Annotated in this window: 23 protein-coding genes and 1 tRNA gene; 14 read left to right on the plus strand and 10 right to left on the minus strand. The window is 66.1% G+C overall.

Features of this window, described 5'->3' with window-relative positions; translation table 11 throughout:
* Nucleotides 1-21 precede the first annotated feature (21 nt).
* The 10 genes from murD (at nt 22) to lpxC (ending at nt 11,721) form a co-directional block, all read left to right on the plus strand.
* Nucleotides 22-1,551: a UDP-N-acetylmuramoyl-L-alanine--D-glutamate ligase gene (gene murD / locus U4Y88_RS24675; RefSeq protein WP_321787100.1), complete on the plus strand. Its 1,530-nt coding sequence runs from the start codon at nt 22-24 to the stop codon at nt 1,549-1,551.
* The gene (gene ftsW / locus U4Y88_RS24680) at nt 1,548-2,807 is read left to right on the plus strand and encodes a putative lipid II flippase FtsW (RefSeq protein ID WP_224010162.1); all 1,260 of its coding nucleotides are present in this window, start codon (nt 1,548-1,550) and stop codon (nt 2,805-2,807) included. The genes murD and ftsW overlap by 4 nt, the downstream gene beginning before the upstream one ends.
* Entirely contained in the window at nt 2,804-3,907 is a 1,104-nt protein-coding gene (gene murG / locus U4Y88_RS24685; RefSeq protein ID WP_321787102.1) for an undecaprenyldiphospho-muramoylpentapeptide beta-N-acetylglucosaminyltransferase, read from the plus strand. The genes ftsW and murG overlap by 4 nt, the downstream gene beginning before the upstream one ends.
* On the plus strand, nt 3,904-5,298 hold the full coding sequence (gene murC / locus U4Y88_RS24690) for a UDP-N-acetylmuramate--L-alanine ligase (RefSeq protein WP_224010166.1): 1,395 nt from the start codon (nt 3,904-3,906) through the stop codon (nt 5,296-5,298). The genes murG and murC overlap by 4 nt, the downstream gene beginning before the upstream one ends.
* A 5-nt stretch (nt 5,299-5,303) precedes the next feature.
* The gene (locus U4Y88_RS24695) at nt 5,304-6,266 is read left to right on the plus strand and encodes a D-alanine--D-alanine ligase (RefSeq protein ID WP_224010168.1); all 963 of its coding nucleotides are present in this window, start codon (nt 5,304-5,306) and stop codon (nt 6,264-6,266) included.
* A gap of 60 nt (nt 6,267-6,326) precedes the next feature.
* Entirely contained in the window at nt 6,327-7,082 is a 756-nt protein-coding gene (locus tag U4Y88_RS24700) for a cell division protein FtsQ/DivIB (RefSeq protein WP_224010169.1), read from the plus strand.
* Between the two features lie 27 nt (nt 7,083-7,109).
* Complete coding sequence (gene ftsA, locus U4Y88_RS24705) at nt 7,110-8,342, plus strand: cell division protein FtsA (protein WP_065060424.1); 1,233 nt, start codon at nt 7,110-7,112, stop codon at nt 8,340-8,342.
* A gap of 155 nt (nt 8,343-8,497) precedes the next feature.
* Nucleotides 8,498-9,691 carry a cell division protein FtsZ gene (gene ftsZ / locus U4Y88_RS24710; protein ID WP_224010171.1) on the plus strand — a complete coding sequence of 398 codons (1,194 nt, stop codon included), beginning with the start codon at nt 8,498-8,500 and terminating at the stop codon, nt 9,689-9,691.
* Nucleotides 9,692-10,038: 347 nt separating this feature from the next.
* Nucleotides 10,039-10,548 carry a peroxiredoxin gene (locus U4Y88_RS24715; protein WP_224010173.1) on the plus strand — a complete coding sequence of 170 codons (510 nt, stop codon included), beginning with the start codon at nt 10,039-10,041 and terminating at the stop codon, nt 10,546-10,548.
* Nucleotides 10,549-10,803: 255 nt separating this feature from the next.
* Nucleotides 10,804-11,721 carry a UDP-3-O-acyl-N-acetylglucosamine deacetylase gene (lpxC, locus tag U4Y88_RS24720; protein ID WP_321787105.1) on the plus strand — a complete coding sequence of 306 codons (918 nt, stop codon included), beginning with the start codon at nt 10,804-10,806 and terminating at the stop codon, nt 11,719-11,721.
* A gap of 115 nt (nt 11,722-11,836) precedes the next feature.
* Here lpxC and U4Y88_RS24725 read toward each other — a convergent pair whose 3' ends face one another.
* Nucleotides 11,837-12,364, minus strand: a complete 528-nt coding sequence (locus U4Y88_RS24725; protein ID WP_310630518.1) for a DciA family protein — start codon at nt 12,362-12,364, stop codon at nt 11,837-11,839.
* A 353-nt stretch (nt 12,365-12,717) separates the two neighbouring features.
* Here U4Y88_RS24725 and secA point away from each other — a divergent pair, with 353 nt between their 5' ends.
* The 4 genes from secA to U4Y88_RS24745 all read left to right on the plus strand — a co-directional run bounded on the left by secA (nt 12,718) and on the right by U4Y88_RS24745 (nt 18,283).
* On the plus strand, nt 12,718-15,516 hold the full coding sequence (gene secA / locus U4Y88_RS24730) for a preprotein translocase subunit SecA (protein ID WP_224010179.1): 2,799 nt from the start codon (nt 12,718-12,720) through the stop codon (nt 15,514-15,516).
* Nucleotides 15,517-15,695: 179 nt separating this feature from the next.
* A complete protein-coding gene (gene argJ, locus U4Y88_RS24735) occupies nt 15,696-16,937 on the plus strand; it encodes a bifunctional glutamate N-acetyltransferase/amino-acid acetyltransferase ArgJ (RefSeq protein WP_224010181.1) in 1,242 nt (413 codons plus the stop codon).
* 30 nt (nt 16,938-16,967) lie between these two features.
* Entirely contained in the window at nt 16,968-17,840 is an 873-nt protein-coding gene (locus tag U4Y88_RS24740) for an ATP-binding protein (protein WP_321787107.1), read from the plus strand.
* Nucleotides 17,837-18,283: an NUDIX domain-containing protein gene (locus tag U4Y88_RS24745; protein WP_321787109.1), complete on the plus strand. Its 447-nt coding sequence runs from the start codon at nt 17,837-17,839 to the stop codon at nt 18,281-18,283. Before U4Y88_RS24740 ends, U4Y88_RS24745 begins: the two co-directional genes overlap by 4 nt.
* A gap of 89 nt (nt 18,284-18,372) precedes the next feature.
* Here the strand turns inward: U4Y88_RS24745 and U4Y88_RS24750 are convergent, their stop codons facing one another.
* From U4Y88_RS24750 to U4Y88_RS24790, 9 genes are all read right to left on the minus strand, one after another.
* The gene (locus tag U4Y88_RS24750) at nt 18,373-18,570 is read right to left on the minus strand and encodes a DNA gyrase inhibitor YacG (protein WP_027817984.1); all 198 of its coding nucleotides are present in this window, start codon (nt 18,568-18,570) and stop codon (nt 18,373-18,375) included.
* A gap of 86 nt (nt 18,571-18,656) precedes the next feature.
* A complete protein-coding gene (zapD, locus tag U4Y88_RS24755; RefSeq protein WP_224010187.1) occupies nt 18,657-19,412 on the minus strand; it encodes a cell division protein ZapD in 756 nt (251 codons plus the stop codon).
* A 224-nt stretch (nt 19,413-19,636) separates the two neighbouring features.
* Complete coding sequence (gene coaE / locus U4Y88_RS24760) at nt 19,637-20,272, minus strand: dephospho-CoA kinase (RefSeq protein WP_321787111.1); 636 nt, start codon at nt 20,270-20,272, stop codon at nt 19,637-19,639.
* 3 nt (nt 20,273-20,275) lie between these two features.
* Nucleotides 20,276-21,241: an A24 family peptidase gene (locus U4Y88_RS24765; RefSeq protein WP_321787113.1), complete on the minus strand. Its 966-nt coding sequence runs from the start codon at nt 21,239-21,241 to the stop codon at nt 20,276-20,278.
* A gap of 30 nt (nt 21,242-21,271) precedes the next feature.
* Nucleotides 21,272-22,492 carry a type II secretion system F family protein gene (locus tag U4Y88_RS24770; RefSeq protein WP_321787115.1) on the minus strand — a complete coding sequence of 407 codons (1,221 nt, stop codon included), beginning with the start codon at nt 22,490-22,492 and terminating at the stop codon, nt 21,272-21,274.
* Nucleotides 22,489-23,799, minus strand: a complete 1,311-nt coding sequence (locus tag U4Y88_RS24775; protein WP_321787117.1) for a GspE/PulE family protein — start codon at nt 23,797-23,799, stop codon at nt 22,489-22,491. The genes U4Y88_RS24770 and U4Y88_RS24775 overlap by 4 nt, the downstream gene beginning before the upstream one ends.
* 88 nt (nt 23,800-23,887) lie before the next feature.
* Nucleotides 23,888-25,216, minus strand: a complete 1,329-nt coding sequence (locus U4Y88_RS24780; RefSeq protein ID WP_310631945.1) for an HlyC/CorC family transporter — start codon at nt 25,214-25,216, stop codon at nt 23,888-23,890.
* Between the two features lie 217 nt (nt 25,217-25,433).
* A tRNA-Pro gene (locus U4Y88_RS24785) sits at nt 25,434-25,510 on the minus strand.
* Between the two features lie 40 nt (nt 25,511-25,550).
* On the minus strand, nt 25,551-26,543 hold the full coding sequence (locus U4Y88_RS24790; protein ID WP_224010198.1) for a polyprenyl synthetase family protein: 993 nt from the start codon (nt 26,541-26,543) through the stop codon (nt 25,551-25,553).
* Nucleotides 26,544-26,784 lie beyond the last annotated feature (241 nt).

Here is a 26,784-nt window from a genome sequence, read left to right on the forward strand (position 1 = left end):
GGTTACTTAGGAAAGCAAGCGATGTTTGGCGAGAAGTTTCGGGATCGGCAAAAGCCGATGGTGCTCGTGCTGGGACTTGGCGAATCGGGTCTCGCGATGGCGCGCTGGTGCGTGCGGCATGGTTGCCGCCTGCGCATCGCCGACACGCGCGAAACGCCGCCGGGGCTCGCCACGCTCGCGCCCGAACTCGCCGCGCGCAATCTGGAGACCGACTTCGTCGGCGGCCCGTTCACGCCCGCGCTGCTCGACGGCGTGGAGCTGGTTGCCATCAGTCCCGGACTCTCGCCGCTGGCCGAAGACCTCGTGCCGCTGATCGCCGCCGCGCGCGAACGCGGCATCGAAGTCTGGGGCGAGCTCGAACTGTTCGCCCAGGCGCTGCGCCATCTCGGCGAAAACGGCTACAACCCGAAGGTGCTGGCGATCACCGGCACGAACGGCAAGACCACCACCACGAGCCTCACGGGCCTGCTCTGCGAGCGCGCGGGCAAGACCGTCGCGGTGGCGGGCAACATCAGCCCGGCGATGCTCGACAAGCTCACCGAGGCGATCGACAACACGGCGCTGCCCGACGTCTGGGTGCTCGAACTGTCGAGCTTCCAGCTGGAGACCGCGCATACGTTTGCGCCCGATGCGGCCGCGATCCTCAACATCACGCAGGACCACCTCGACTGGCACGGCGGCCTCGACGCCTACGCGGCCGCGAAGGGCCGCATTTTCGGCGCGCAGACCACGCGCGTGCTGAACCGCGAAGACGCGCGCGTGATGTCGCTCGCGAACGTGGCGAATGCCGGCGAGGCGAAGGTCGTGACCTTCGGCGTGAACGAGCCGCAGCGCGCGGGCGACCTCGGCGTGCAGCGCGAGAACGGCATGCTCTGGCTCGTGCAGGCGCACGACCTCGACGCGAGCGACGAACCGGTTTCGCCGCGCCGCCGCAAGCAGCAGGAAGCGGCGCCCGTGAATCTCGCGATGAAGCGCCTGATGCCCGCCGACGCACTGCGCATCCGCGGCCTGCATAACGCGGCGAACGCGCTCGCGGCGTTCGCGCTCGCCCGCGCGATCGATCTCGCGCCCGCGCGCCTGCTGCACGGTCTGCGCGAGTATCGCGGCGAGCCGCATCGCGTCGAACTGATCGCTTCGATCGACGGCATCGATTTCGTCGACGACAGCAAGGGCACTAACGTCGGCGCGACGGTTGCGGCGCTCGACGGCCTCGCGCAGCGCGCGGTGCTGATCGCGGGCGGCGACGGCAAGGGTCAGGACTTCGATCCGCTGGCCGCGCCCGTGGAGCGCTGGTGCCGCGCGGTCATGCTGATCGGCCGCGACGCACCCAAGATTCGCGCCGCGCTGGAAAACACCGGCGTCGCGCTGAGCGACCACGCCACGCTCGAAGAGGCCACGCGTGCGGCCACGGCGCTCGCCGAACCGGGCGACGTCGTGCTGTTGTCGCCGGCCTGCGCGAGCTTCGACATGTTCAAGGGCTACGCCCATCGCGCGGCCGTGTTCCACGACACCGTGGAAGAAATCGCCGCTGAACGGGGGACGATGATATGAGCTGGTCCGAACGATTCGGCGCGCGTCTGTCGCGCGAGGCGAGCGGCGGCGCGTCAGACAGCGGCGCACGCACGAGCGGTTTGTCGAGCGTCGTCAACGGCGTGCGTCCGGCGCGCTCGCGCATGCTCGACTACGATCACTCGCTGCTGTGGGCCGTGATCGCGCTGCTCGGTCTGGGCGTGGTGATGGTCTATTCGGCCTCGATCGCCATGCCCGATTCGCCGAAGTACGCCGCGTACCGCGACTGGGCCTTCCTCGTGCGCCATATCGTGTCGCTCACGATCGCCACGATCGCGGCGCTGGTGGCGTTCCGCATTCCGGTTTCCGTCTGGGAGCGTTACGCGCCCAAGCTCTTTCTGATCTCGCTGGCGATGCTCGTCGTCGTGCTGATTCCGCACATCGGCAAGGGCGTGAACGGCGCGCGCCGCTGGATTCCGCTCGGCATCACCAACATGCAGCCGTCGGAAATCATGAAGCTCGCGGTCACGGTCTACGCCGCGAACTACACGGTGCGCAAGCAGGAATACATGCACAGCTTCGCCAAGGGCTTCTTGCCGATGGCGTTCGCGGTGGGCGTGGTGGGCGCGCTGCTGCTGCTCGAACCCGACATGGGCGCGTTCATGGTGATCGCCGCGATTGCGATGGGCGTGCTGTTTCTCGGCGGCGTGAACGGCAAGCTGTTCGGCGGCCTCGTGGCCACGGCGGTCGGCACCTTCACGCTGCTCGTGTGGGCGTCGCCGTGGCGTCGCGAGCGGATCTTCGCCTACCTCGATCCGTGGGACGACCGCTACGCGCAAGGCAAGGCGTATCAGCTCACGCACTCGCTGATCGCGTTCGGCCGTGGCGAATGGTTCGGCGTGGGTCTCGGCGGCAGCGTCGAAAAGCTCAACTATCTGCCCGAAGCGCACACCGACTTCATTCTCGCCGTGATCGGCGAGGAACTCGGCTTCGTCGGCGTGCTGGTCGTGATCCTGCTGTTCTACTGGATCGTGCGCCGCTCGTTCGAGATCGGCCGCCAGGCGCTCGCGCTCGACCGCACGTTCGCAGGTCTGGTCGCGAAGGGGCTGGGCGTGTGGTTCGGCGCGCAGGCCTTCATCAACATGGGCGTGAATCTCGGCTTGCTGCCGACCAAGGGTCTCACGCTGCCGCTCGTGAGCTATGGCGGCTCGGGCATTTTGCTGAACTGCATCGCGGTGGCGCTGCTGCTGCGTGTCGATTATGAAAATCGTGTGCTGATGCGCGGAGGCAAGGTATGACCGCTGCAACGCGCACGCTCATGGTGATGGCCGGCGGCACCGGGGGACACGTGTTCCCGGGGCTCGCCGTCGCGCATCGCATGGAGCAGTGGGGCTGGCGCGTGGTGTGGCTCGGCAATCCCGCAGGCATGGAAGCGACGCTCGTGCCGAAGCACGGCATCGCGATGGAATACGTGCGTTTCGGCGGCGTGCGCGGCAAGGGCATCAAGACCAAGCTGATGCTGCCGCTGAACCTGCTGCGCGCCTGCACGCAAAGTCTCGCGGCGCTGCGCCGCGTGAAGCCGGATGTCGTGCTCGGCATGGGCGGCTACATCACGTTCCCGGCGGGCGTGATGAGCGCGCTGTCGGGCCGTCCGCTCGTGCTGCACGAACAGAATTCGATCGCGGGTCTCGCGAACAAGGTGCTCGCGAAACTCGCGAAGCGCGTGCTCGTGGCGTTCCCCGGCGCACTGCCGCACGCCGAGTGGACCGGCAATCCGATCCGCGAGGAACTCGAACACGTGGTGCAGCCGAAGGACCGTTACGCGCAGCGCAGCGGTCCGCTGCGCGTGCTCGTCGTGGGCGGCAGCCTTGGTGCTGCGGCGCTCAATGAAGTCGTGCCGCGCGCGCTGTCGATGCTCGCGCCGGACGAGCGTCCGCAGGTCGTGCATCAGGCGGGCGCGAAGCATATCGACGCGCTGCGCCAGAACTATCGCGACGCCGGTATCGAACCGGGCGAAGCGGCGCAGCTCGTGCCCTTCATCGACGACATGGCGAGCGCCTACGAGCAGGCGGATCTCGTGATCTGCCGTTCGGGCGCGATGACCGTGGCCGAGATCGCGGCGGTGGGCGTGGCGGCGCTGTTCGTGCCGTTCCCCTACGCGGTCGACGACCATCAAACCACCAACGCGGCGTTCCTCGCGGAGCAGGGCGCGGCGCGCGTGGTGCAGCAGCGCGAGCTCTCGGCAGAGGCGCTCGCAGATTGGCTCAAGCAACAAACCAGAGACTCGCTGGCGGAAATGGCAGAGCGCGCACGCGCGCTCGCGAAACCCGACGCCGCCGATCAGGTCGCACGCATCTGCGCGGCCGTGGCGGGCGTAAGCGCGGGAGGAAAGCAATGAAACACATCGTCAAACACATCCATTTCGTCGGCATCGGCGGCGCGGGCATGAGCGGCATCGCCGAAGTGCTCGTGAACCTCGGCTATCACGTGAGCGGCTCGGACCTCGCGAAGAACGCGGTCACCGACCGCCTCGCCGCGCTCGGCGCGCGCATCGCGATCGGCCACGACGCAGCGAACATCGAAGGCGCGAACGCCGTGGTCGTGTCCACGGCCGTGCGCAGCGACAACCCCGAAGTGCTGGCCGCGCGCCATCGCCGCATTCCCATCGTGCCGCGCGCCGTCATGCTCGCGGAACTCATGCGCCTGAAGCAGGGCATCGCGATCGCGGGCACGCACGGCAAGACCACCACCACGTCGCTGGTCGCGAGCGTGCTGGCGGCGGGCGGGCTCGATCCGACCTTCGTGATCGGCGGCCGCCTGAACAGCGCGGGCGCGAACGCGCGTCTGGGCACGGGCGACTTCATCGTCGCGGAAGCCGACGAGTCGGACGCCTCGTTCCTGAATCTCTTCCCGGTGATCGAAGTCATCACGAACATCGACGCCGATCACATGGACACCTACGGGCACGACTTCGCGCGCCTGAAGCAGGCGTTCATCGAATTCACGCATCGCCTGCCGTTCTACGGCATCGCGGTGCTGTGCGTCGACGACCCGAACGTGAAGGAAATCCTGCCGTTCGTGTCGAAGCCGATCATCCGTTACGGCTTCGCGCCGGACGCGCAGGTGCGTGCCGTGAACGTGGTTCCGCGCGACGGAAAGATGTATTTCACGGCGATGCGCGAAGATGCGCCGTCGCTCGACATCGTGCTGAACCTGCCGGGCGATCACAACGTGCAGAACGCGCTCGCGGCCATCGCGATCGCGACCGAGCTCGAAGTGAAGGACGAATTCATCCAGAGCGCGCTGGCCGAATTCAACGGCGTGGGCCGCCGTTTTCAGCGTTACGGCGAAATTCCCGTCAACGGCGGCGGTACTTACACGTTGATCGACGATTACGGTCACCATCCGGTCGAAATGGCGGCGACAATTGCGGCCGCGCGCGGCGCGTTTCCGGGCCGCCGTCTCGTGCTGGCGTTCCAGCCGCACCGCTACACGCGCACGCGCGATTGCTTCGAAGACTTCGTGCGCGTGCTGTCGACGACCGACGCGCTCGTGCTCACCGACGTCTACGCGGCGGGCGAAGCGCCGATCGTCGCGGCCGACGGCCGTGCACTCGCGCGCGCGATCCGCGTGGCGGGCAAGGTCGAGCCGGTGTTTATCGAAACGGTGGATGAGATGCCGGACGCGCTGGCCGCGGTGGTCCGCGACGGCGATGTGGTGATTACGATGGGCGCGGGTTCGATCGGCGGTGTGCCGGGCCGGATCGCGCAACAGGAACAAAAGGCGTGAGCGACATGAGCAGTATCGAAATCCAATCCGAGAAGTTCGACCCGAAGCAGTTCGGCAAGGTGGCCGTGCTGCTGGGCGGCGTGTCCGCCGAGCGCGAAGTCTCGCTCAAGTCGGGCTCGCTCGTGCTGCAGGCGCTGCTGAGCGCGGGCATCGACGCGCACGCGTTCGATCCGTCCGAGCGTCCGCTGTCGGCGCTCAAGGAAGAAGGCTTCGTGCGCGCGTTCAACGCGCTGCATGGCGGCTACGGCGAGAACGGCCAGATCCAGGGCGCGCTCGACTTCTACGGCATCCGCTACACGGGCACGGGCGTGCTCGGTTCGGCGCTCGGCCTCGACAAATTCCGCAGCAAGCTCGTGTGGCAGCAACTGGGCATTCCCACGCCGGCGTTCGAAGCCGTGCTGCGCGGCGACGACTTCGCGGCGCGCGCGCCGCAGATCGTCGCGAAGCTCGGCCTGCCGCTGTTCGTGAAGCCCGCGAGCGAAGGCTCGAGCGTGGCCGTCATCAAGGTGAAGCAGGTCGCCGAACTCGTGCCCGCGCTCGAAGAAGCCGCGAAGCACGACAAGATCGTGCTGGTGGAAAAGAGCATCGAAGGCGGCGGCGAGTACACCGCGTGCATCGCGGGCGACCTCGATCTGCCGATCATCAAGATCGTGCCGGCCGGCGAGTTCTACGACTACGACGCGAAGTACATCCTCGACACGACGCAGTATCTGATCCCGTGCGGCGTCGCGCCGGAGAAGGAAGCGGAACTGAAGAAGCTCGCGCGCCGCGCGTTCGACGTGCTCGGCTGCACCGACTGGGGCCGCGCCGATTTCATGATGGACCGCGCAGGCAATCCGTATTTCCTGGAAGTGAACACGGCGCCCGGCATGACCGATCACTCGCTGCCGCCGAAGGCCGCGCGCTCGGTGGGCATCGAGTATCCCGAACTCGTGGTGCGCGTGCTGGCGCTCACGCTGAAAGATTGAACCCTTAATTAATCTCTGACCGACGAATTGCTGTCCGCGCATTGAATCGACAATCTCGACATGTGGAATAACGTACGCCAGCTCAACCTTGCCGCCAACGCGTTGCACGCGCTGCTCGCGCTCGCGCTTCTGGCGGCTGGCTGCTACTGGCTCGTGCAGCGTCCGAACTTCGCGCTGCGCGAGATCCGCATCGAGGGCGACACCGAGCACATCAACTCGCCCACGGTGCGTGCGAGCGTGGTCGGCCGTCTGAAGGGCAACTTCTTCACCGTCGATCTCGATACCGCGCGCGCCGCGTTCGAGCAGATGCCGTGGGTGCGCCATGCGAGCGTGCGCCGCGTCTGGCCGAATGCGCTGGCGGTGTCGCTCGAAGAGTACAAGCCGCTCGGCACGTGGGGCAGCGATCAGCTCGTGAGCACCGACGGCGAACTGTTCACGGCGAACCAGGGCGAACTCGACGAAGACCTGCCCGCGTTCGACGGTCCCGACGGCACCGCGCCCGAAGTGGTCGCGCGCTATCGCGATCTGCAGAAGTGGTTCGCGCCGCTTGGCCTCGAGCCCGACGAAGTGACGCTGTCGTCGCGCTACGCGTGGACGGTGAAGCTGTCGAACGGCACGGAAGTGGAGCTTGGCCGCGAGCGCAACGCCGACACGCTCGGCGAGCGCTCGCATCGCCTCATCGCCGCGTGGTCAGCGGTCACGCAACGCTGGGGGAAAGATATCGAGTATGCGGACTTGCGCTATCCGAACGGTTTCGCGATTCGGGCCGCCGGTATGCGGTTCATCAACGACACGCCGGGCCCCGGCAAGAAGTAACAGCACATCACACGCAACGAGCACGATATGAGTAAAGACTATAAGGATCTGCTGGTCAGCCTCGACATCGGGACGTCGAAGGTGGTGGCCGTCGTCGCCGAATTGAAGGGCGAAGGCCACTACGAGGTGATCGGCCTCGGCCAGAGCGAATCGAAAGGTCTCAAGAAGGGCGTGGTGGTGAACATCGAGGCCACGGTGCAGTCTATCCAGCGTGCGCTCGAAGAAGCGGAACTCATGGCCGACTGCAAGATCACTAATGTGTTCACCGGCATCGCAGGCAGCCATATCCGCAGCTTCAACTCGAGCGGCATGGTCGCCATCAAGGAGAAGGAAGTCACGCAGACAGACGTTGCGCGCGTGATCGAAACCGCGAAGGCGATCAACATCCCGACCGATCAACAGGTGCTGCATATCCTCACGCAGGAATTCATCATCGACGGTCAGGAAGATGTGCGCGAGCCGATCGGCATGAGCGGCATCCGCCTCGAAGTGAAGGTGCATATCGTCACCGGCGCGGTGAGCGCGGCGCAGAACATCGTGAAGTGCGTGCGCCGTTGCGGCCTCGAAGTGAACGACCTGATCCTGCAACCGCTGGCGTCGTCGCTGGCGGTGCTCACCGACGACGAGAAGGAACTCGGCGTGGTGCTGGTTGACGTGGGCGGCGGCACGACCGACATCGCGATCTTCAGCGAAGGCGCGATCCGTCACACGGCGGTGATTCCGATCGCCGGCGACCAGGTGACGAGCGACATCGCCATGGCGCTGCGCACGCCCACGCCGGACGCGGAAGACATCAAGGTGAGCTACGGCATCGCAAAGCAGGCGCTCGCCGACCCGGACGAGATGATCGAAGTGCCGGGGCTGGGCGAGCGCGGTCCGCGCACGCTGTCGCGCCAGGCGCTGGCGGCCGTGATCGAGCCGCGCGTCGAAGAACTGTTCTCGCTCGTGCAGCAGGTCGTGCGCGAGTCGGGTTACGAAGAACTGCTGAGCTCGGGCGTGGTCCTCACGGGCGGCGCGGCGATGATGCCGGGCATGGTCGAGCTGGGCGAAGACATCTTTTTGAAGCCGGTGCGCATTGGCGTGCCGGAGTACGCGGGCGGTCTCGCCGACGTCGTGCGCAATCCGCGCTATTCGACGGCGATGGGTCTGCTGGCGGAAGGCCGCGCGCAGCGTATGCGCGGCCGCAAGGTAGCGGTGCAGTCGGGATCGATGGGCCAGGTCTTCACGCGTATGAAGGACTGGTTTCTCGGCAACTTCTGATACCGCGCCGACAGGTTGAAGCAGGTAACGCAGCAGCAAGGGTTAAAGCAGAGACCGAGTAGCGCTGGTGACGGCGGCTGGCGCGCAGTGGAGGGTTGCCCGACTCTCCCTGAATAACTGCCGAGGAGCGGAATCTTTTTCTTGACGGAGGCAACATGGAATTCCAGATGCTGGAAACGGAAACCAACGGCACCATCATCAAGGTGGTGGGCGTCGGTGGCGCTGGCGGCAATGCCGTTCAGCACATGATCAACCGCGGCGTGCAAGGCGTCGACTTCATCGTGATGAACACGGACGCCCAGGCGCTCTCGCGTTCGCGCGCGCCGGCCGTGATCCAGCTCGGCGTGACCGGCCTTGGCGCCGGCGCGAAGCCGGAGATGGGCCGTGCGGCAGCGGAAGAAGCGCGTGAGCGCATCGCCGACTCGCTGCGTGGCGCGCACATGGTGTTCATCACCGCCGGCATGGGCGGCGGCACGGGCACGGGCGCAGCGCCGGTGGTCGCGCAGATCGCCAAGGAAATGGGCATTCTCACGGTCGGTGTCGTGAGCAAGCCGTTTGAATTCGAAGGTGGCAAGCGCATGCGCGTGGCGGAAGCCGGCTCGCAGCAACTGGAGGATCACGTCGACTCGCTGATCGTCGTCCTGAACGACAAGCTGTTCGACGTGATGGGCGATGACGCCGAGATGGACAAGTGCTTCCAGTGCGCGGACGACGTTCTGAACAATGCAGTCGCAGGCATCGCCGAAATCATCAACGTCGACGGTCTGGTGAACGTCGACTTCGAAGACGTGAAGACGGTGATGGGCGAGCAGGGCAAGGCGATGATGGGCACGGCCACGGTGGCCGGCGTCGATCGCGCGCGCCTCGCTGCCGAACAGGCGGTCGCAAGCCCGCTGCTCGAAGGCGTCGATCTGTCGGGCGCGCGTGGCGTGCTGGTCAACATCACGTCGAGCCGTTCGCTGCGTCTGTCGGAAACGCGTGAAGTCATGAACACCATCAAGAGCTACGCGGCGGAAGACGCCACGGTGATCTTCGGTGCCGTGTACGACGACGCGATGGGCGACGCGCTGCGCGTGACGGTGGTGGCAACGGGCCTCGGCCGCGCTGCCGCATCGAAGCAGCAAGCCGCGCCGATGACGCTGCTGCGTACGGGCACGGACAACCATCCGGTTGCCGCCGCGCCGCATTCGTACGCACCGCCGCCGAACACCGCCGACTACGGCGCGCTCGACACGCCGGCTGTGTGGCGCACGTCGCGCGACACCGCGGCTTCGCACGTGCAGGCGCTGCAGGAAAAGGGCGTCGACACGTACGACATCCCGGCGTTCCTGCGCAAGCAGGCGGACTAAGGCGGACTGCGCACTGCTCAGATCCGGCTGCGGCGTGGCGCATTCAGTTGCGCCCCGCCCGCGGACGGTCAGGCTGGCTGCAAGTCGCGAGAAGACGAGGAAGAATCCGCAACGCCGCATCCGCGTGGATGCCCGGCACGGACGCTTGCCCGCTGCGTTTCGACGCACGGCGTGCTGTCCAGGCTGCCGTCAGGCGTTGTGAAAGGTGCTGCTGGCAGGTGTCGCGAGCACGCATGTCTGGTGCGTGAGCCGCGCGCCGGCGGATTCCTCGGGCTTTTGCGGCCGGGCGTATGATGGCCCGATGCGGCGTGCCGGAGTGCTTTGCGCATCGATGTGAAGGACGAGCCATGATTAAACAGGGTGATACGCTGCCCGATGCGACCCTCTTCGAGTTCATCGAAGACGAGCGCGCGGGCTGCACGCTGGGGCCTAACAGCTTCGGCGTGCGCGAGCAGACGGCGGGCAAGCGCGTGGTGATCTTCGGATTGCCCGGCGCTTTCACGCCCACCTGCTCGGCGAAACACGTGCCGGGTTATGTCGAACAGTTCGACGCGCTGCGCGCGGCGGGCGTCGACGAAATCTGGTGTGTGTCCGTCAACGACGCGTTCGTGATGGGCGCGTGGGGGCGCGATCAGCGGACCTCGGGCAAGGTACGCATGATGGCCGACGGCAGCGCGGCGTTCACCCGTGCGCTCGGTCTGGAGCAGGATTTGTCGGCGCGTGGCATGGGCATTCGGTCCCAGCGCTACGCCATGGTGATCGACGACGGCGTGGTCAAGACGCTGAACGTCGAGGCGCCCGGCAAATTCGAAGTCAGCGATGCCGCGAGCATCCTGGCTGCGCTGAGCCCCGCATGAGCGCGTTAGCCGTGTCAGCGTTGCCCTCGCGCAACGGGCCGGCGCCGCAAATGTGACGGGTGTTTACTTCAAGCCGTGCGGGCCGATGGCCGGGAACGCCTCCGTTCCGGTCATCGGCCCGTCGTCCATCCCCGCAGCGTAACAACGGGAAACAGATTGTCACGCCCGGGACGACGGCGGTTTCTGCAGACTTGGAGTATAATTGGCGCTATGAGTTAAAAAGTCCCGATTGGGATTTTCAATGAGCAGAACACTATGTTGAAGCAGCGAACCATCAAATCGATCGTGAAAACGGTTGGCATCGGCCTGCACTCGGGCCGCAAAGTCAATCTGACGCTCCGCCCGGCGGCGCCGGACACGGGCATCGTGTTTTCGCGCGTGGATTTGCCGACTCCGGTGGACATCCCCGCATCGGCGATGTCGATCGGCGACACGCGTCTCGCCTCGGTGCTGCAGAAGGACGGTGCGCGCGTTTCGACGGTCGAGCACTTGATGTCCGCGTGCGCGGGTCTCGGTATCGACAATCTCTACGTCGACGTCACGGCTGAAGAGATCCCGATCATGGACGGCAGCGCCTCGTCGTTCGTGTTCCTGATCCAGTCGGCGGGCATCGAGGAACAGAACGCACCGAAGAAGTTCATCAAGGTGAAGAAGACCGTGGAAGTGCGCGACGGCGACAAATTCGCGCGCCTCGATCCGTTCTTCGGCTTCAAGCTCAAGTTCACCATCGACTTCCGTCACCCGGCCGTGGACAAGACCGGTCAGGCGCTCGAAGTCGACTTCGCGAACACCTCGTATGTGCGTGAAATCGCCCGTGCGCGTACGTTCGGCTTCGCGCATGAAGTGGAAATGATGCGCGAACTGGGCCTCGCACGCGGCGGCAGCATGGACAACGCGATCGTGCTCGACGAGTACCGCATCCTGAACAACGATGGCCTGCGTTACGACGACGAGTTCGTGAAGCACAAGATGCTCGACGCGATCGGCGACCTCTACGTGGTCGGCCATCCGCTGCTGGCGGCGTACGACGCGTACAAGTCGGGTCACGGCCTGAACAACGCGCTGCTGCGCGAGCTGCTCGCGCATGAAGACGCTTATGAAATCGTCACCTTCGACGATACGCAGAAGGCGCCGCGCGGCTTCGGTTACGAGGCGCAGACGGCATTTGCCTGATGCTCGGCGCGCAATGCGCAGACATGAAAAAGGGTGGCGATAAGCCACCCTTTTTTGTTTTCCGCGCGCTATTCGCTGGATTGTCACGCGCCTGCGGCGTGGTGCCGCGGAGCGCCTAGCGGCGCTTCAGATGCCGCGCCGCCATCTTCGCGAGCGCTTCCTGAAGCGGCGAGGGCGGCAGGTTCTCGCTGAGCGTGGCGAGCGCGGCGGCGCCCACGGGCGTCATGCGCGCCTGCTTGGGCTGCGGCGGCTCCTTCACGGCCTGCGGACGCACGCGGATGCGCACGCCGTCGATCGGCCAGCCGCGTGCCTGCAAGTCGGCGACGAGGCGCGGCTCCAGATGGCGCAGACGCGCCGCGAGCGCGTTGTGAGCGGCGAACAGCGCGAGCTTGCCCTCCTTGATGAAGCCGGGCTCCACGCTCGACGCGAGATAGTCGGGCAGCAGGGCGTTCAGATCGCGCTGGATCGCCGAGATCTGCTCGACGCCCGCGCGCAGCGGCGCGAACGCGTCGGTGCGGCTCAGCACTTCGGTGAGCAGTTGCGGTGCGCGCGGGCCGCCGGGCTTGCGCGAACCGCCGGCGGGACGTGCAGCGCCGGGGGCTCGCGGGGCGCCAGGCCTTGAAATCGGCGAGAAACGGCTCATGTGGCAGGAATGGGAGCGCGCGCGGGCTGCGCGGCGATGTCGTGATTGTAGCCTGACGTAGGCTGCGCGCTTTCCGTCCACGCGTCCCGTGGAGTGGCCGTTGCGCGTCGCGCGCCGCTGCAGGGGCCGCGTCAGCGCGGGCATGGCGCGCTGCACCGATCACGGCGCTGACACAGGCGGCGTCAAGGGTGCGTGCTAAAATGCCCGATTCGAATCCACCAATTTGGGCTTAAGCCGCCGAGGTCTTTCCGATCCGGGTGCGTGGCGCGAGTCGTATGCAAACCTGGCGCAATCCGGGCGCACACGAGCCGCGCAGGAATCCCGGCCGAAGCCGCGACGCAGACACCGATCCGATGACCACCGGTTTCTTACAGAAAATCTTTGGCAGCCGCAATCAGCGCCTGATCAAGCAATATCAGAAGACGGTCGCGGCGATCAACGCGCTCGAACCGACGATCGAGCAGTACACCGACGAGCAACTGCGCGCCAAGACCACCGAATTCCGCGAGCGCGTCGCCAAGGGCACGTCGCTCGACGACCTGCTGCCCGAAGCGTTCGCCGTCTGCCGCGAGGCCAGCAAGCGCGTGCTGAAGATGCGTCACTTCGACGTGCAGCTGATCGGCGGCATGGTGCTGCACTACGGCAAGATCGCCGAAATGCGCACGGGCGAGGGCAAGACGCTCGTCGCCACGCTGCCCGTGTATCTCAATGCGCTCTCGGGCCGCGGCGTGCACGTCGTCACGGTGAACGACTACCTGGCCCAGCGCGACGCCGAGTGGATGGCGCGTCTCTATAACTTCCTCGGTCTTTCCGTCGGCATCAATCTGTCGCAGATGGACCACGGCATGAAGCAGGAAGCCTACGGCGCCGACATCACCTACGGCACGAACAACGAGTTCGGCTTCGACTATCTGCGCGACAACATGGTCTACGAGACCGAGGCGCGCGTGCAGCGCGCGCTGAATTTCGCCGTGGTCGACGAAGTGGACTCGATCCTGATCGACGAAGCGCGTACGCCGCTCATCATCTCGGGCCAGGCCGAGGACCACACCGAACTCTACGTGCGCATGAACGCGCTGCCGCCGCTGCTCGAACGCCAGATCGGCGAAGAGAAGGCCGACGGCACGGGCGTTGAAAAGCCGGGCGATTACACGCTCGACGAAAAGGCGCGCCAGGTGTTCCTCACGGAATCGGGCCACGAAAAAGCCGAGCGCATGCTCGCCGAGTGGGGCCTGATCGGCCAGGGCGAAAGCCTCTACGCGCCGCAGAACATCACGCTGATGCACCACGTGTACGCCGCACTGCGCGCGCACACGCTGTTCTTCAAGGATCAGCACTACGTCGTGCAGAACGGCGAAGTCGTGATCGTCGACGAATTCACGGGCCGTCTGATGGCCGGCCGCCGCTGGTCGGATGGCTTGCATCAGGCCGTGGAAGCGAAGGAACACGTCAAGATCCAGAGCGAGAACCAGACGCTCGCGTCGATCACGTTCCAGAACTACTTCCGCATGTACGCCAAGCTCTCGGGCATGACGGGTACGGCGGATACCGAAGCGTACGAGTTCAACGAGATCTACGGTCTCGAAACGGTCGTGGTCCCGACCAACCGTGTGCCGAAGCGGATCGACAAGCAGGATCAGATCTACAAGACGGCCAAGGAGCGCTACGACGCCGTGATTCGCGACATCCGCGAATGCTTCGAGCGGGGTCAGCCGGTGCTGGTCGGCACGACGTCGATCGAAAACTCGGAACTGCTCTCGCATCTGCTCACGCAGGCGGGTCTGCCGCACGACGTGCTCAACGCCAAGCAGCACGGCCGTGAAGCCGCGATCGTCGCCGAAGCCGGCCGTCCGAAGCGCATCACCATCGCCACCAACATGGCGGGCCGCGGTACCGACATCGTGCTGGGCGGCAACGCCGAAAAGCAGGCCGCGTTCATCGAGGCCGACGAGGCGATTCCGGCCGACGAAAAGGCGCGCCGCATCCAGCAGCTGCACGACGAATGGCAGACGCTGCACGATCAGGTGAAGGCCGCGGGCGGTCTGCACATCATCGGCACCGAGCGTCACGAGTCACGCCGTATCGACAACCAGTTGCGCGGCCGTGCGGGCCGTCAGGGCGATCCGGGTTCGTCGCGCTTCTATCTGTCGCTCGAAGACCCGCTGCTGCGCATTTTCGCGGGCGACCGCGTGCGCTCGATCATGGATCGCCTGAAGATGCCGGAAGGCGAGGCGATCGAGGCGGGCATCGTCACGCGTTCGATCGAGTCGGCGCAGCGCAAGGTCGAAGCGCGTAACTTCGACATCCGCAAGCAGCTGCTCGAATACGACGACGTCTCGAACGACCAGCGCAAGGTGATCTACCAGCAGCGCAACGAACTGCTCGAAGCGCACGACATCACCGAAACCATCGGCGCGATGCGTCATGGCGTGATCACCGAGATCGTGCGCCAGTTCGTGCCGGCGGGCAGCATCGAAGAACAGTGGGACGTGCCCGAACTCGAGGAAGTGCTGCGCAACGAATGGCAGCTCGACCTCGCGATCCAGGAAATGATCAACGAGTCGTCGTCGATCGACGCGGACGAGATTCTCGAAGCCGTGCTCGCCGCCGCCGACGAAGCGTACGAGCAGAAGGTCGCGCTCGTGGGCCGCGAGTCGTTCAGCGGATTCGAGCGCTCGGTCATGCTGCAGACGCTCGACCGCAGCTGGCGCGAACACCTCGCGGCGCTCGACCACCTGCGTCAGGGCATCCATCTGCGCGGCTATGCGCAGAAGAACCCGAAGCAGGAATACAAGCGCGAAGCGTTCGAACTGTTCGCCGCGATGCTCGACGCGGTGAAGACGGAAGTCACGCGCATCGTCATGAACGTGCAGATCCAGTCGCAGGAGCAACTCGAAGACGCCGCCGAGCAGATGGAAGAACAGGGCGGTCATCTCGAGAACGTCGAGTTCCGTCATGCCGAGTTCGCGGAAGCGGGCGAAGGCGTGCCGGCGGCCGCTCCGGTCGCGGCGGACGCCGCCGCGGCGATGGTCGGCGCGGCCATGAGCCACGAAGCGCTCGGCGCCGACGGCGTGCCGAAGGTCGGCCGCAACGACCCGTGCCCGTGCGGCAGCGGCAAGAAGTACAAGCAGTGCCACGGCAAGATCGCGTGATGCGGCGTGGCGCAACCGTCGCGCTAGATGCACGACGCTCGCGCCGCCTGCTTCACGACGTGCTTGCGCGTTGATTCCGGTGGCCCGCTCATCAAGGCGGGCCTTGCGTTATGAATCCTCGATGCCGGCCCGGCCTTCAGACGCCGGGGCCGGCATTGCCTTTTCGACAGGTCGCCCTCATGGCTGTCAATTTCCCCTCGATCGATCCTGCCCAACTTCATCCGGTCGCCGGCGTGACGCTCGGCTGGGCCGAAGCGCATATCCGCAAGCCCAACCGCAAGGACTTGCTGGTGATTTCCGTCGATGAAAGCGCGAGCGTTGCGGGCGTGTTTACGCTCAACCGCTTCTGCGCCGCGCCGGTCACGGTGTGCCGCGAGCATCTCGCGAACGTGCGCGCGGGCGGCAAGGGGATCCGCGCGCTCGTGATCAACACGGGCAACGCGAACGCGGGCACGGGCGAGCCGGGCATGGCGAACACGCGCGAAACCTGCGACGCGCTCGCGAAGCTGGCGGGCATCGAACCGTCGCAGGTGCTGCCGTTCTCCACGGGCGTGATTCTCGAACCGCTGCCGATCGATCGCCTCGTCGCCGGTCTGCCCGCCGCGCTCGCGAACCGCAAGGCCGACAACTGGTACGACGCCGCACAGGCGATCATGACCACGGACACGCTGCCGAAGGCCGTGTCGCGCAAGATCGACGTCGACGGCCACACGATCACGTTCACGGGCATCAGCAAGGGCGCGGGCATGATCAAGCCGAACATGGCGACCATGCTCGGCTTCCTCGCGTTCGACGCGAACGTCGCACAGCCGGTGCTCGACGAACTCGTGAAGCACGTGGCCGACCGCTCGTTCAACTGCGTGACGATCGACGGCGACACCTCGACCAACGACTCGTTCATCCTGATCGCCTCGGGCAAATCGAGCCTGCCCGCGATCACGTCGACGGATTCGCCCGCGTACGCCGCGCTGCGCGACGCCGTCACGGAAGTGGCGCAGACGCTCTCGCAACTGATCGTGCGCGACGGCGAAGGTGCGACCAAGTTCATGACGATCCAGGTGGAAGGCGGCAAGGACGTCGCCGAATGCCGCCAGATCGCCTACGCGATCGGCCACTCGCCGCTCGTGAAGACGGCGTTCTACGCCTCGGACCCCAACCTCGGCCGCATCCTGGCCGCGATCGGTTATGCGGGCGTGACGGATCTCGACGTCGGCAAGATCGACCTGTATCTCGACGACGTGCTCGTCGCGAAGGCCGGCGGCCGCAATCCTGAATACAAGGAAGAAGACGGCCAGCGCGTCATGAAGAAGAGCGAGATCCTGATCCGCGTGGTGCTCGGCCGCGGTAACGCCGAAGCCACGGTCTGGACCTGCGATCTCTCGCACGACTATGTGAGCATCAACGCCGATTACCGTTCTTAATCCGTTCCTGATCTTTCTAAGCAAGACGCAATGGACAAGCTCGAACAGTTTCTGACCCGCGCCGAAGCACTGCTCGGCCGCCTCGAAGCCGTGCTGCCGCCGGCGACGCCCGAAGTCGACTGGAACTCGGCGATCGCGTTCCGCTGGCGCAAGCGCCAGGGCCGCGGCTTCCTGCAAGCGGTCCCGGCGATCTCGACGATCGCGCTCGACGACCTGCAGAACATCGACCGCCAGAAGGACCTCATCGACCGCAACACGCGCCAGTTCGTGCAGAAGAAGCCCGCGAACAACGTGCTGCTGACGGGCGCGCGCGGCACCGGCAAGTCGTCGCTGATCAAGGCCTGCCTGAACGCCTACGCGCAGGACGGCCTGCGCCTGATCGAAGTCGACAAGGACGATCTGCACGATCTCGGCGATATCGTCGATCTGATTTCGACGCGTCCTGAACGCTTCATCGTGTTCTGCGACGATCTCTCATTCGAGGACGGCGAGTCGGGCTACAAGGCGCTCAAGGTGGCGCTCGACGGCTCGGTGGCCGCGCAGTCGGACAACGTGCTGATCTACGCGACCTCGAACCGCCGCCATCTGCTGCCCGAGTACATGAGCGACAACGAGTCCTACAAGCACATGCCCGACGGTGAGATTCATCCGGGCGAAGTGGTGGAAGAGAAGATCTCGCTGTCGGAACGTTTCGGCCTGTGGGTCAGCTTCTATCCGTTCAAGCAGGACGACTATCTGACGATCGTCGGCCACTGGCTGCGTCACTTCGAATGCAGCGACGCCGAAGTGGAATCGGCGCGCGGCGACGCGCTCGTCTGGGCGCTGGAGCGCGGTTCGCGCTCGGGCCGCGTGGCGTGGCAATTCGCGCGCGACTGGTCGGGCAAGAAGGCGCAAGAGGCATGAGCGAGCAAGGCAAGGACGGCGCGAGCGGCGCGAACGGCGCAAACAATCCGCAGGCGCGCCCCGTCACCGAGGTGGCCGTGGGCGTGCTGGTGCAGCCGGACGGGCGCTATTTGCTCGCGCAGCGTCCCGAGGGCAAGCCTTATGCGGGCTACTGGGAATTTCCCGGCGGCAAGCTGGAGAAAGGCGAGTCGGTCGAGGCCGCGCTCGCGCGCGAACTGCACGAGGAACTGGGCATCGACGTGAAGGCCTGCCATCGCTGGCATACGCTCGAGCACGATTACCCGCATGCCTACGTGCGGCTCTACTTCTGCAAGGTCACCGAGTGGACCGGCGAGCCGCATGGCCGCGAAGGCCAGGCGTTCGTCTGGCAGTCGCTGCCGGCCAGCGTCGAGCCGCTGCTGCCGGCGACCATTCCCGTGCTGGAGTGGCTCGCGGCGGAGTAAGCGCAACGCTGTAAAGACAAAAGCCGCGGTGCGACGAGCACAGCGGCTTTTTTCATTGGGGCGCGGATCGCCTGGATCTGGCGGCGCGCTTACTGACGCGTATCCGTGGGCGGCGCTTCGTCGTCCGGCGGCGTGTCTTCTTCGTTGCCGCCGATCCGGTACTTTTCGGCGGCCCAGGCGCCCAGATCCATCTGCTTGCAGCGTTCGGAGCAGAAGGGGCGGAAGCGGTTTTCGGGAACCCAGCGGACATCCTTGCCGCAGGTCGGACATTTCACGACAGTGGTCATTCGGTCGAACGTTCAGTAGCTGTGCGCCGCCGACGGGCGGCGCGGTTGGCAAGGTGTGGCAGGCGCCGTGGCCGTGCTCAGCGTGCTTACAGACTGCAGAGCGTGAGCTGGAACGGCACGTCCTGATCGACGGCGCGCGGACGCAGATCGCCGTCCTGCACCGTGAAGCGCACCCACAGCATGTATTTGTTGGCGCTCGCTTCGGGGATCACGCGCAAATCCGGTGCCACGCGCACCTGCATCAGCTGATACGTGCGGCCCGAGAGCATCTGCTGGTAGCTGCCCTGCATGGCCATGACTTTCGACGCCTGACCGGATTCGCGCGCGAGACGCAGCACGATGCCCGCGGCGTCGCGCAGCGGCAGCAGCGGCGTGACCCATTTGGCGATGTCCTGGCGGCGCTGGTCGGCGTGCAGTTGTTGCCACGCGTAATACGACGGCAGGTCGAATTTGCAGGTGCCGCCCGGAATGATCGCGCGGCTGCGAATGCTCGTGAGCCATTCGTTGTCCGCGAGATGCTGGCCGGTCTTGCCCTGCATCTGCGTGAGACCCGCGAGCGTCTGCTCGATTTCGCCGAGGACGGTTTCGAGCGCGTTCTGTTCGATGCCGGGATTGCCGCGGAACGGAGCGAGCGTCTGACGCTGTCTCTCGAGTTCTTTCATCAGGTCCGACTTGAGGTCGGCACGGCCCGCGACTTCCGCGATTTCGAACAGCGTCGTGAGCGCGACGTGATGTTCCCTCGGGTCTTCCTGGGTCAGGAAAAACGTGAAGCGCTCGAACAGGTCCTCAAGGCGCAGCAGCGTCCGGATTCGCTCGTTGAAGGGATACTCGTAAAGAATCAAGCGCGCTCGCCTCGGACGTGGTCGGTGTGAAGGATTGCAGGACATTCTAATGCCGTGGGACTACTGTCGCAATCGCACACGGCCCGCGATTGCGAGAGACCCTACTCCAGCTATGTGTCGCGCCGCGATGTGGCGCGCAATCCGGCCATTTTCAGGCCCTGATCGCGCGCGGCGAACGCAGCATGGCGCGTGGTTGCAGCATGCGTTCGCGCCGCGTCCGTCTGCTAACGCGCAGTGTTTTGCGCGCCCGCAAGCGCGAGATAGCGCCGATGCAGTATTTCGACGTCCTGCGCGAGCGTGTCGAGCGTGGCGCCGTCGTTGACGATCACATCGTCGGCGGCCGCGAGGCGCGCATCGCGCGTGGCCTGGCGCGCGATGATCGCTTCCACCTGCTCGCGGCTGAAGCCGTTGCGGCGCATCACACGCCCGATCTGCGTTTGCACGCTGCAATCGACGACGAGCACGCGCGCGACGCGCGACTTCCACGTGCCCGACTCGACGAGCAGCGGCACGACCACGATCACATACGGCCCGTTCGCCTCGCGCGTTTCGCGCTCCGTTTCCGCGCGGATCAGCGGATGCGTGATGGCCTCGAGCCGCTTGCGCGCGGCTTCGTCGCTGAACACGAGTGCGCGCATGCGGGCGCGATCCATCGAGCCGTCGGCGGCGACGAATTCGGGGCCGAATTGCGCGGCGATCGGCGCCATCGCCAGGCCGCCGGGCGCGGTGATGCGATGCGCGATCACGTCCGTATCGACGAGCGGCACGCCGCGCGCCGCGAACAGGTCGGCGACCGTGGACTTGCCGCTGCCGATGCCGCCCGTGAGACCCAGCGTGAAAGGATCAATCGTTGCAGTCATCGATCAGGTCCCCCAGGCGAAGGCGGCGAACGCCGCATAGAGCGGCGTGCCCGCGAACAGCGTGATGAGCGCGCCCGCGGCGAGATAAGGCCCGAACGGCAGCGGTTCCTCGAAACGCATGCGCCCGCTCGCCGTTGCAACGAGACCGACGACAGCGCCGGCCACCGCCGCGATCACGACGATCTGCGGCAGCGCGCTCCAGCCGAGCCACGCGCCGAGCGCCGCGAGCAGCTTGAAGTCGCCGTGCCCCATGCCTTCGACGCCACGCAGCAGTTTGAACAGCCAGTAGACGCACCAGAGCGCGACGTAGCCGGCCACCGCGCCGATCACGGCCGCGTGCAGATCGGTGAACGTTTCCGCGAGATTGACGAGCAGCCCGGCCCAGACGAGCGGCAGCGTGAGCGCGTCGGGCAGCAACTGATGTTCCAGGTCGATGGCGCTCATGGCGATCAGCGCCGCGCACAGCACGAATGCAGCAAGCGCCTTGCCCGTGGGACCAAACGCGAGCAGCGCAGCGACGGCGCAAGCGGCGCTGGCGATCTCGATGGCCGGATAGCGAGCGCTCACCCGCGCATGACAGTGCGAGCAGCGGCCGCGCAGCGCGAGCCAGCTGACGAGCGGAATGTTTTCCCACGCGCGCAGGACGTGGCCGCAATGCGGGCACGCGCTGCGCGGCAGCCAGAGGTTGTAGCGCGCGGGCAGGCCGTCGTCGGCGAACAGTTCGGCGGATGCGTCGGCGGATGTGTCGGTGGACGTTGCGGCGTGGCCGAGTGCATCGGCGGCATCGGCGCGCCATGCGCGTTCGAGCATGATCGGCAGACGATGGATCACGACGTTCAGGAAGCTGCCGACGACGAGGCCGATGACGATCGCGAAGCCCATCAGCACGCCTTGCGGCAAGAGCGTGAGGGCGGCGGTGAAGGGCAGCGCGGACGAAGCCGCATCGGCGGATGCAAGGGAGACGGGCATGAGTGGGGGAACCGTAATCTGGCAGCGATGCTACACCACGTTGCCCAGTTGAATGATGGGAAGATACATCGCGACCACGAGGCCGCCGACCAGCGCGCCGAGCACGACGATGACGAGCGGTTCGCACAGGCTCGCGACGAGCGCAATTCTTTCGTCCACCTGACGGTCGGCGAGCGCGGCGACGTCGAGCAGCATGGCGTCGAGCGCGCCCGATTCCTCGGCGACCGCGACCGGCTGGATCACGTCGAGCGGAAAGCAGCCCGCCGCGCGCATCGAGGCGGCGAGCCGTTCGCCGTGCCGCAGACGTGCGCTGATGCCCGCGCTCGCACGGTCGAAGAAGGCGTTGCCGCTCGCGTGCGTGAGCGAGTCGAAGGCGTCGGCGAGCGGCGTGCCGGCGGCGAGCAAGGTGCCGAGCGCACGGCTCCAGCGCGCCGCGCACAAGGTAGTGAGCAGCGCGCCGACGAACGGCATACCGAGCACGATGCGCCCGAACGCGAGACGCGCGGCTTCGGAGCGGCGCAACAGCACGTGCGCGCCAAACGCGCCTGCGCATGCGCACGCGGCGGCGGGCACGCTCCAGCGCGCGGCGGCGGCCGAGAGCATCAGCACGAACTGCGTGGGCGCGGGCAGCGCGGCGCCGAAGCCGTCGAAGATCTGCTTGAACGTCGGCACGACCCAGATCAGCAGCGCGGCGGTGATGGCGACCGCGAACAGCAGCACGGCGACGGGATAGGTCAGCGCGGCGCGGACCTTCGCGCGTTGCGCCGCGCCGCGCTCGCGGTCGTCGGCGATGCGCGCGAGTACGGCGGCGAGCGCGCCCGACGCCTCACCCACGGCGACGAGCTGGCAATACAGTTGGCCGAAACGCGACGGATGCCGCGCAAGCGAATCGGCGAAACGCGTGCCCGCGAGAATGTCGCGCGCGAGCGCGGCGGCGATGCGCGGCATGCCGTGCGGGCCCGGCGATTGCGCGAGCAGTTCGAGCGAGCCTGCAAGCGGCAGGCCCGCGCGCAGCAGACTCGCGAGTTGACGCGTGAAGCGCGTGACGTCGGCGTGATTCGCGCGCGGCTTCGGTGCGGGACCGCGCCGCACGATGGCGGTCGCCGCGATGCGTTCGTGCTTGAGCTTGAGACGCACGGCGGCGGCATCGAATGCGATCAACGAGCCGCGCCGAGGTGATCCGTGTGCGTCGAGGCCGCGCCACGCGAAGCGCGAGTCGGTCGTAGGCGCCGGGACGTGGCGGGCATTCATGGCGTATCCGTCGCGGCCAGGGCTTCGGCGAGACTCGTGGTGCCGTCGCGCACGCGTGCGAGCGCGGCGTCGCGCAACGTGGCGACGCCTTCGGCGCGCGCCTGCCGCGCGATATCGTGCGCGCTGCGCTTCGCCACGATCATCTCGCGCATGGCCGCGCTCACCGGCATGACTTCGTGAATACCTACGCGCCCGCGATAACCGATGCCGTGACACGCCTCGCAACCGCGCGCCACGAATACCGACGAACTCAAGGGTGAATTCGATGCGCGCGCATCGTCTTCGAGACCGGCCGCGCGCAACGTCGCTGCTGACTCGTCCGATGGCACGCGGCACTGCGGACACAGCCGCCGCACGAGCCGCTGCGCCGTGACGAGCCGCAGCGCGGCGGCGAGGTTGTATGGTTCCACGCCGATGTCGATGAGCCGCGCGACGGCGGCGGGCGCGTCGTTCGTATGCAGCGTGGAGAGCACGAGGTGGCCGGTTTGCGCCGCTTTCACCGCGACGCTGGCGGTCTCCTCGTCGCGGATCTCGCCGATCATGATCACGTCCGGGTCTTGCCGCAGCAAGGCGCGCAGCGCGAGCGCGAAGGTCAGTCCGGCTTTCTCGCGCACGTTGACCTGATTGATGCCCGCGAGCTGGATCTCGGCGGGATCTTCCACGGAGCAGAGATTGCGCGAAGCGTCGTTGAGCCGTTGCAGAAAGCAGTAGAGCGACAGTGTTTTGCCGCTGCCCGTGGGGCCGGTCACCAGCACGAGTCCATGCGGTGCGGCGATGGCCGCGCCAAGTGTGTGCTGCTGCGCCTCGTCGAGACCGAGCGCGGCGAGCGAGAGATCGGCGGGCAGTGCTTCGAGCCGCCGCAGCACCAGCTTTTCTCCGTGCAGCGTAGGCAGCGAATTCACTCGATAGTCCTCGGCGGACGCGTGCTGTGCGAGCGGTGCAAGCCTGAGCCTGCCATCCTGGGGAATGCGCCGCTCGGCGATGTCCATGCGCGCGAGCACTTTCACGCGCGTGATGAACGCGTCGCGCAGATGCGCGGGCGGCCTGGCGATGTCGTGCAGGACGCCGTCGATGCGCACGCGAATGCGCCAGCCCTGTTCGAGCGGCTCGACGTGCAGATCGGAGGCGTTGCGGCGCGCGGCTTCGCGCAGCGTGTCGGCGAGCAGGCGTACGGCGGGGGCGTCGTCGAGCGCGGCGGCGGGAGACGGCGTGTTCAGCGATGCGCGCGCGCCGCCGCCGCCGCCGCTGTTGCTGCTGGATAAGCCTTCGGCGGCCAGTGCGTGCGAACGATCAGGAATGGAAAACATCGAGAACCGGCCCGAAGCCGCCGTGAGTGTGACGGCTTCATGATCGGCTGGCGCGACCACGCGCGCCACTCAGCCGAACGGCTAACGTCTAACGTCCGGGCAGCAGCTTCTTCGCCTTGTCGAGCGGGCCCGCGCGGCCCTTGCTGGGTTTGGTGCCCGGCTTGAAGAGTTTGACGGTGCGCACCGCCTGATCGTCGCTGCGCAGCACTTCGAGCTTCACGTCGCCGATCTGCAGGCACACGTCGCCTTCAGGAATCTCTTCGAGCACTTCGAGGATCAGCCCGTTGAGCGTCTTCGGGCCGTCGGTCGGCAGCTTGATCTGCAGCCAGCGGTTGAGTTCGCGCAGCGGCATGCTGCCCGGCACGATGCATTCGCCTTCGTCGTTCCAGCCGCCGCGCCCGGTGCCGCTGCGCGGCATCGTCGTCGTGAATTCGCCGATCAATTCTTCGATGATGTCTTCCGGCGTGACGAGCCCTTCGAGCTCGCCGTACTCGTTCACGACCAGCGCGATGCGGTGACGGCTTTCCTGGAAGTACTGAAGTTGCTGGAACACGGCCGTGCCGGTCGGCACGAAGTAGGGCTCGGCGAGCAGTTCGCGCAGCGTCTCGCGCTCGAAATCCTGGTTATGCAGCGCGGCGAGCGTCTTGCGCACGTGCAGCACGCCGAGCACGCGGTCGATGTCGCCTTGATAGACGATCAGCTTGTTGTGATAGCAGGTCTCGAGCTGATGCAGGATGTCTTCGAGCGGCGCGTCGTAGTCGAGCGCTTCGATGCGCCGGCGCGGAATCATCACGTCGTCGACGGTGATGTTTTCGAGGTCGAACAGATTCAGCAGGATGCTGCGGTGCTTGGTCGGCATGAAGCTGCCCGATTCGAGCACGATGGTGCGCAGTTCCTCGGTCGAGAGGCGCTGGTCGCGCGCCTTGTGCGTGTTGATGTGCAGCACGCGCAGGATGGCGTTCGCGAAACCGTTCACGAACCAGATCACGGGCTTGGTCACGCGCATCAGCGGCGCGATCAGCAGGCTCGCGGGCAGCGCGATCTTCTCGGGAAAGGTGGCGCCGACGATCTTCGGCGTGATTTCCGCGAACACGATGATCAGAAACGCGACGATGCCGGTGGCGACCGACAGCACCAGATTGTCGTGGCCGAACGTGTGCAGCGCGATCGAGGTGGTGAGCACCGGAATGATCGTGTTGAACAGATTGTTGCCGATCAGGATGACCGAGAGCAGCAGGTCAGGGCGGACGAGCAGCTTCTGGGTAGTCTTCGCGCCGAGCGCGCCGTGGCTCGCGAGATATTTGAGCCGATGGCGGTTGAGCGCCATCATCGCCGTTTCGGAGATGGAGAAGAAGCTGGAACAGATGAGCAGGACGAAAACGGCGCAAATCTGCGCCCATAAGGGAAGGTGGTCCACGCTTGGAGACAGTGAGGGGAGCGGATGGGGAAACTATAACAGAGGGTGCGCGCGCCAAATTCGCGCCGGGCGGGTGCTTGTCGCCACGTTGGCCGTTGGGATAAGACGTTCAGGTCTGCGAGGCCGATGTGGCCAGATGCAGGCAGTGCGCAGCGCACGCACGAAAAAAGGACGAAAAAAAACCGCACAACGTTGTGTGCGGTTTTTTTTGAAATTCTGGTCGGGGTGAGAGGATTCGAACCTCCGGCCTCTACGTCCCGAACGTAGCGCTCTACCAGGCTAAGCTACACCCCGAATTTTTACTGCCAGAACTCTTCGATCTGCTTCGTCTTGTTCAAGACTGGCGCGTCGTCGAGTAAGAACATAATTCTAGCAGGCTCTCTTTGTATTGGGAAGAGGGAAATGAAGAAATTGCATCGGCGGCTGCTTGAGCCTCGGCTTTCGCGCATTGCAGCGTGTGATCGAGCGCGCCCGAACGCGTGATTGCCGCGAAGATTTCGTCGAAGCGCGTGGTGCCGCCTTGCTCGATCGCCTCGCGTGCGAGCGCCGCTTCCGCGGGCGTGCCGTGCTCGATCAGCCAGATCAGCGGCAGGGTGGGCTTGCCTTCGCGTAGGTCGTCGCCGGCGTTCTTGCCCATCGATTCGGGCGTGCCCGTGTAGTCGAGCCAGTCGTCCATGATCTGGAACGCCGTGCCGATGCGCCGGCCGTATTCCGCCGCCGCTTCTTCCGTGCGCGCGTCGGCGCCCGAGAGCACCGCGCCCAACTGCGCCGCCGCCTCGAACAGCTTCGCCGTCTTGTAGCGGATCACCTGCATGTAGCGTGTGGTGTCCACGTCGGCATCATGCATGTTCAGGAGTTGCAGCACTTCTCCTTCGGAAATGATCGTGGTGGCCTGCGAGAGGATTTCCATCACGCGCATCTTGCCCACGCCCACCATCATCTCGAACGAGCGCGAATACAGATAGTCGCCCACGAGCACGCTCGCCGCGTTGCCGAACAGCGCGTTGGCCGTCTGGCGGCCGCGCCGCAGGTCCGATTCGTCGACGACGTCGTCGTGCAGCAGCGTGGCCGTATGGATGAACTCGACCACCGCCGCGAGCGTATGCCGCTGCGGGCCGCGGTCGCCGAGCGCGCCGGCCACGAGCAGCAGCAGCGCCGGACGCAGCCGCTTGCCGCCCGCACTGATGATGTACTCGGAGATCTGATTGATCAGCATCACCTCGGACGCCAGACTCTGCCGGATGACACGGTTCACCTGCTCCATGTCGCTGGCGATGGGGGCAAGCAGGGTGGCTGCGCTGGGGGAGGGGGTGGCAGTGGACGACATGATGGCAAATAGGTGTAGTGCCGCGGATTATAAGGCGAATCGGCCAGATGCCGGACGCTCCCCTGCCGTCCGGCCAGGGTTTTGGCCGCGCTTTCGTCGATGCTTCCCTCTATTCGGAGCCCATGCGGTGGAGCGCCTGGGCGGGGCTGGCGGGTCTCGCGGGTGACGTTCAAGCGGCGCTCAGACAAGGCTGGAGCGGCTCGCGCGGGTTTTCGGCGGGTTGTCAACGCGCGCGTCAAAC

The sequence above is a fragment of the Paraburkholderia sp. J94 genome (genome assembly GCF_905220285.1).
Lineage (GTDB): Bacteria > Pseudomonadota > Gammaproteobacteria > Burkholderiales > Burkholderiaceae > Paraburkholderia > Paraburkholderia tropica_A.

What these genes read in the sequence shown, in the direction of transcription:
- U4Y88_RS24765 (WP_321787113.1), bottom strand. Translation starts at nt 21,241, where the DNA reads ATGCCCGTCTCCCTTGCATCCGCCGATGCGGCTTCGTCCGCGCTGCCC.
- ftsW (WP_224010162.1), top strand. Translation starts at nt 1,548, where the DNA reads ATGAGCTGGTCCGAACGATTCGGCGCGCGTCTGTCGCGCGAGGCGAGC.
- U4Y88_RS24715 (WP_224010173.1), top strand. Translation starts at nt 10,039, where the DNA reads ATGATTAAACAGGGTGATACGCTGCCCGATGCGACCCTCTTCGAGTTC.
- U4Y88_RS24775 (WP_321787117.1), bottom strand. Translation starts at nt 23,799, where the DNA reads ATGTTTTCCATTCCTGATCGTTCGCACGCACTGGCCGCCGAAGGCTTA.
- murG (WP_321787102.1), top strand. Translation starts at nt 2,804, where the DNA reads ATGACCGCTGCAACGCGCACGCTCATGGTGATGGCCGGCGGCACCGGG.
- secA (WP_224010179.1), top strand. Translation starts at nt 12,718, where the DNA reads ATGACCACCGGTTTCTTACAGAAAATCTTTGGCAGCCGCAATCAGCGC.
- murD (WP_321787100.1), top strand. Translation starts at nt 22, where the DNA reads ATGTTTGGCGAGAAGTTTCGGGATCGGCAAAAGCCGATGGTGCTCGTG.
- U4Y88_RS24770 (WP_321787115.1), bottom strand. Translation starts at nt 22,492, where the DNA reads ATGAATGCCCGCCACGTCCCGGCGCCTACGACCGACTCGCGCTTCGCG.
- ftsZ (WP_224010171.1), top strand. Translation starts at nt 8,498, where the DNA reads ATGGAATTCCAGATGCTGGAAACGGAAACCAACGGCACCATCATCAAG.
- U4Y88_RS24790 (WP_224010198.1), bottom strand. Translation starts at nt 26,543, where the DNA reads ATGTCGTCCACTGCCACCCCCTCCCCCAGCGCAGCCACCCTGCTTGCC.
- U4Y88_RS24700 (WP_224010169.1), top strand. Translation starts at nt 6,327, where the DNA reads ATGTGGAATAACGTACGCCAGCTCAACCTTGCCGCCAACGCGTTGCAC.
- lpxC (WP_321787105.1), top strand. Translation starts at nt 10,804, where the DNA reads ATGTTGAAGCAGCGAACCATCAAATCGATCGTGAAAACGGTTGGCATC.
- U4Y88_RS24695 (WP_224010168.1), top strand. Translation starts at nt 5,304, where the DNA reads ATGAGCAGTATCGAAATCCAATCCGAGAAGTTCGACCCGAAGCAGTTC.
- argJ (WP_224010181.1), top strand. Translation starts at nt 15,696, where the DNA reads ATGGCTGTCAATTTCCCCTCGATCGATCCTGCCCAACTTCATCCGGTC.
- U4Y88_RS24725 (WP_310630518.1), bottom strand. Translation starts at nt 12,364, where the DNA reads ATGAGCCGTTTCTCGCCGATTTCAAGGCCTGGCGCCCCGCGAGCCCCC.
- coaE (WP_321787111.1), bottom strand. Translation starts at nt 20,272, where the DNA reads ATGACTGCAACGATTGATCCTTTCACGCTGGGTCTCACGGGCGGCATC.
- U4Y88_RS24745 (WP_321787109.1), top strand. Translation starts at nt 17,837, where the DNA reads ATGAGCGAGCAAGGCAAGGACGGCGCGAGCGGCGCGAACGGCGCAAAC.
- U4Y88_RS24750 (WP_027817984.1), bottom strand. Translation starts at nt 18,570, where the DNA reads ATGACCACTGTCGTGAAATGTCCGACCTGCGGCAAGGATGTCCGCTGG.
- murC (WP_224010166.1), top strand. Translation starts at nt 3,904, where the DNA reads ATGAAACACATCGTCAAACACATCCATTTCGTCGGCATCGGCGGCGCG.
- U4Y88_RS24740 (WP_321787107.1), top strand. Translation starts at nt 16,968, where the DNA reads ATGGACAAGCTCGAACAGTTTCTGACCCGCGCCGAAGCACTGCTCGGC.
- ftsA (WP_065060424.1), top strand. Translation starts at nt 7,110, where the DNA reads ATGAGTAAAGACTATAAGGATCTGCTGGTCAGCCTCGACATCGGGACG.